4 protein-coding genes and 3 pseudogenes are annotated in these 3538 nt (G+C 44.7%); 4 read left to right on the top strand and 3 right to left on the bottom strand.

The features are described from left to right. The coding region (locus BGK49_RS26455) for an IS1 family transposase (RefSeq protein ID WP_047664789.1) at nucleotides 1–165 on the bottom strand (165 nt) is incomplete at its 3' end. Between the two features lie 51 nt (nucleotides 166–216). Here BGK49_RS26455 and BGK49_RS31025 point away from each other — a divergent pair. After that, nucleotides 217–727: pseudogene (locus BGK49_RS31025) on the top strand (DNA-binding protein); the annotation flags it as partial. A 71-nt stretch (nucleotides 728–798) separates the two neighbouring features. Here the strand turns inward: BGK49_RS31025 and argF are convergent. Then, entirely contained in the window at nucleotides 799–1803 is a 1005-nt protein-coding gene (gene argF / locus BGK49_RS10950) for an ornithine carbamoyltransferase (protein ID WP_000012900.1), read from the bottom strand. A gap of 161 nt (nucleotides 1804–1964) precedes the next feature. On the opposite strand from argF, the gene rraB reads away from it, so the two are divergent. Continuing rightward, nucleotides 1965–2381: a ribonuclease E inhibitor RraB gene (gene rraB, locus BGK49_RS10945; RefSeq protein WP_000002953.1), complete on the top strand. Its 417-nt coding sequence runs from the start codon at nucleotides 1965–1967 to the stop codon at nucleotides 2379–2381. 45 nt (nucleotides 2382–2426) lie between these two features. On the opposite strand, the pseudogene BGK49_RS10940 reads toward rraB, so the two are convergent. Continuing rightward, nucleotides 2427–2929 (bottom strand): annotated as a pseudogene (locus BGK49_RS10940) (GNAT family N-acetyltransferase). A 192-nt stretch (nucleotides 2930–3121) separates the two neighbouring features. Between BGK49_RS10940 and BGK49_RS26445 the strand changes: the two are divergent. Both BGK49_RS26445 and BGK49_RS26440 read left to right on the top strand, forming a co-directional pair. Continuing rightward, a pseudogene (locus tag BGK49_RS26445) lies at nucleotides 3122–3319 on the top strand (DUF898 family protein); the annotation flags it as partial. Between the two features lie 54 nt (nucleotides 3320–3373). Beyond that, on the top strand, nucleotides 3374–3538 hold a 165-nt coding region (locus tag BGK49_RS26440), incomplete at its 3' end, for an IS1 family transposase (RefSeq protein ID WP_047664789.1).

The raw sequence follows: 3538 nt of genomic DNA, 5'->3' as shown, positions 1-3538 counted from the left end.
TTTCTGGTGCGTACCGGGCTGAGAGGCGGTGTAAGTGAACTGTAGTTGCCATGTTTTACGGCAATGAGAGCAGAGATAGCGCTGATGTCCGGCAGTGCTTTTGCCGTTACGCACCACGCCTTCAGTAGCGGAGCAGGAAGGACATCTGATGGAAATGGAAGCCACGCAAGCACCTTAAAATCACCATCATACACTAAATCAGTAAGTTGGCAGCATTACCAAAATAGCCGTAAATTACAGGAATTGATTTGGGATAAGTTGGTTGCATATGTCAATGATTTTAACTTAAGCAATCAAGAAAAATCACGCTTAATACTAAGGTTATTTGATGATGTTAAGTTGCTATTTAATGAAGTGCCTGTCAGCATTTTAGTAAATGATATTTTTTTTGAAGGATTTTTTCATGAAGCAACCTGATTTTGCGAAGTGGTACTTCTATCAATTACTTAAGAAGTATGAGGGCGAACAGCTGTATCTTAATGAGTTAGGATATGTTTATGGTAATGAAGAAAAAACAAATGAAATTGTAAATAACAATCCGGGTTATGTCGTTGAGATTTTTGAAGAAAAGATGGGTAATGAATTAAAAATTAGAACAAGAATGATGGAAATCCTCCGGGATGGGAAAATAAATATATGTGAATATATTAATAAAGAACAGTTAGAAAAATTAAATCCTCCGGAAGATTTACGTATAGCAATAAAAAAATTGGGGTGGAATAATTGAACTATTACTGCATAAAATAATGTGATGCCGGGATGTTTTTGTATTTCCCGGCATCTTTATAGCGATATCAATTATTTACTGAGCGTTGCGACCATCACCGCTTTGATGGTATGCATGCGGTTTTCCGCCTGATCAAAAACAATGCTGGCGGCAGATTCGAAGACCTCATCAGTCACTTCCATTCCGCCATGTAGGCCAAACTCTTCCGCCATTTTCTTACCAAGCGTCGTCTGGTCGTCATGAAACGCGGGCAGGCAGTGGAGGAATTTGACCTCCGGGTTACCGGTCAACTGCATCATCTTGCTGTTCACCTGATAATCACGCAGTAATGCAATCCGTTCTGCCCATTTCTCTTTTGCTTCCCCCATCGACACCCATACATCGGTATAGATAAAGTCAGCACCTTCAACTCCTTTGGCTACATCTTCCGTCAGCGTAATATTCCCGCCATTTTGCTGTGCCAGGGCGCGGCATTCCGTAACCAGCGCAGCTTCCGGCCAGCATGCCTGTGGCGCGACCAGACGCAAATCCAGACCGGTAAGCGCCGCAGCTTCGAGCATCGAATTGCCCATGTTGTTACGTGCGTCACCTGCATAGACCAGCGTCATTTCGTTGAATGCTTTACCGGGTAAATGCTCCTGCATGGTGAGGAGATCCGCCAGCAACTGCGTGGGGTGAAACTCATTGGTCAGGCCGTTCCATACCGGCACGCCAGCGTATTCCGCCAGTGTTTCGGCAATCTCCTGACCATAGCCGCGATACTGAATACCGTCATACATGCGACCCAGCACGCGGGCAGTGTCTTTAATCGACTCTTTATGACCAATCTGACTGCCGCTTGGGCCGAGATAAGTAACGCGAGCACCCTGGTCATATGCGGCAACTTCGAAAGAGCATCGGGTACGGGTCGAGTCTTTTTCGAAGATGAGCGCGATGTTTTTACCAGTGAGTTTGGCTTCTTCTTTGCCGCTTTTCTTATCGGCTTTCAGCTTCGCGGCTAACTGCAGCAGGCTGTTGAGTTCAGCTGGCGTGAAATCGAGTAATTTCAGGAAATGCTTATGATAAAACCCGGACATATATCCCTCCTGTGGCTAACGCCTCAATGAATTAAAATTCAATTTATATGGATGATTATTCATCTGCAAGTCTAAAGCATAAATCTTTGTCACAAAGGTGGAGGCAATGTCAGTGGTATGTGACAATAAGAGTATCGGCAGGACATTAAGAGGAATGAGCCATGGCAAACCCGGAACAACTGGAAGAACAGCGTGAAGAAACTCGTTTGATTATTGAAGAATTACTGGAAGATGGCAGCGATCCGGACGCGCTGTACACCATCGAACACCATCTTTCCGCAGACGATCTGGAAACCCTGGAAAAAGCAGCAGTTGAAGCGTTTAAACTCGGTTACGAAGTGACCGATCCAGAAGAGCTGGAAGTTGAAGATGGTGATATCGTGATTTGCTGCGACATCCTCAGCGAGTGCGCGTTGAATGCCGATCTGATCGATGCCCAGGTTGAACAACTGATGACATTGGCGGAGAAATTTGACGTTGAGTACGACGGTTGGGGCACTTATTTTGAAGATCCTAATGGCGAAGACGGCGACGATGAAGATTTTGTCGATGAAGACGATGACGGGGTTCGCCACTAATTAATTGATTAAAATGCCCGATAGCACACACTAGCGGGCATTTTTTTAGAGTTCGCGCAACATCCGCACTTCACAATCAACATGGCCCGTGCAGCCAAGTGCATAGTCGATATGCTCAAAGCCCAAATGCTCATAAAGCGCAATGGCTTCCTTTAAAAAGCGGTCGTTTCCAGATAGCAGCGTTTGAAGCCCATCTATCGTGCCTGCTCCATCGCCATTAAGGCCAGTTTTTTCGCCAGCCCTTTACCGCGAATAGCCGGAAGAAAATACATCTTTTGCAGTTCGCAAATGTCCGATTCACTACCTGCTAATGGCGCAATCCCACCGCCGCCGACCACTTCACCCTCGTACTCAACCACCCAATATGCATGACCCGGCTGACTATACACTTGATACAGTTCGTCAAGATTCGGATCGGCGATGGTGTAGCCTTTATCAGCGGTAAGACCGTATTCGGCGGATACCTGACGAATGACGCGGGCAATAGCAGGATTATCCTGTAGCGTCAGGCGACGCATTACAGGTGATTGCGGCGCAATGTTATTCATAGTTTAACCCAATAAAAATAAAGTAATTATACATTTGTTTAATACCACTCTCTTCTTACGTGCGCAAGCATCTTATAAAGCAATAAAGTTTTTGCCAGCCTGTTACTGATAAGAGTATTGTAACGTGGCAGAACATTTTACTGTCTGTATATATAAATTATATCAATGGATTTTTTAATTCAGGGAATTTTTATGGCTCAAGTTATTAATGAAATGGATGTTCCGTCCCATTCGTTTGTTTTTCATGGTACAGGTGAGAGATATTTTCTTATTTGTGTGGTGAATGTGTTGTTAACGATTATAACGCTAGGTATCTATTTACCATGGGCATTAATGAAATGTAAGCGTTATCTCTATGCTAATATGGAAGTTAACGGACAACGATTTTCGGTAATGCTGCCAACTTACTGATTTAGTGTATGATGGTGATTTTAAGGTGCTTGCGTGGCTTCCATTTCCATCAGATGTCCTTCCTGCTCCGCTACTGAAGGCGTGGTGCGTAACGGCAAAAGCACTGCCGGACATCAGCGCTATCTCTGCTCTCATTGCCGTAAAACATGGCAACTACAGTTCACTTACACCGCCTCTCAGCCCGGTACGCACCAGAAA

Source organism: Shigella sp. FC1544, assembly GCF_001722145.1.
GTDB classification, from domain to species: Bacteria; Pseudomonadota; Gammaproteobacteria; order Enterobacterales; family Enterobacteriaceae; genus Escherichia; species Escherichia coli.
This window is presented reverse-complemented; position numbering and strand designations above follow the sequence as displayed.

Bases quoted from the DNA above. Each gene is read 5' to 3' on its own strand.
- argF (WP_000012900.1), bottom strand. From the start codon at position 1,803: ATGTCCGGGTTTTATCATAAGCATTTCCTGAAATTACTCGATTTCACG.
- rraB (WP_000002953.1), top strand. From the start codon at position 1,965: ATGGCAAACCCGGAACAACTGGAAGAACAGCGTGAAGAAACTCGTTTG.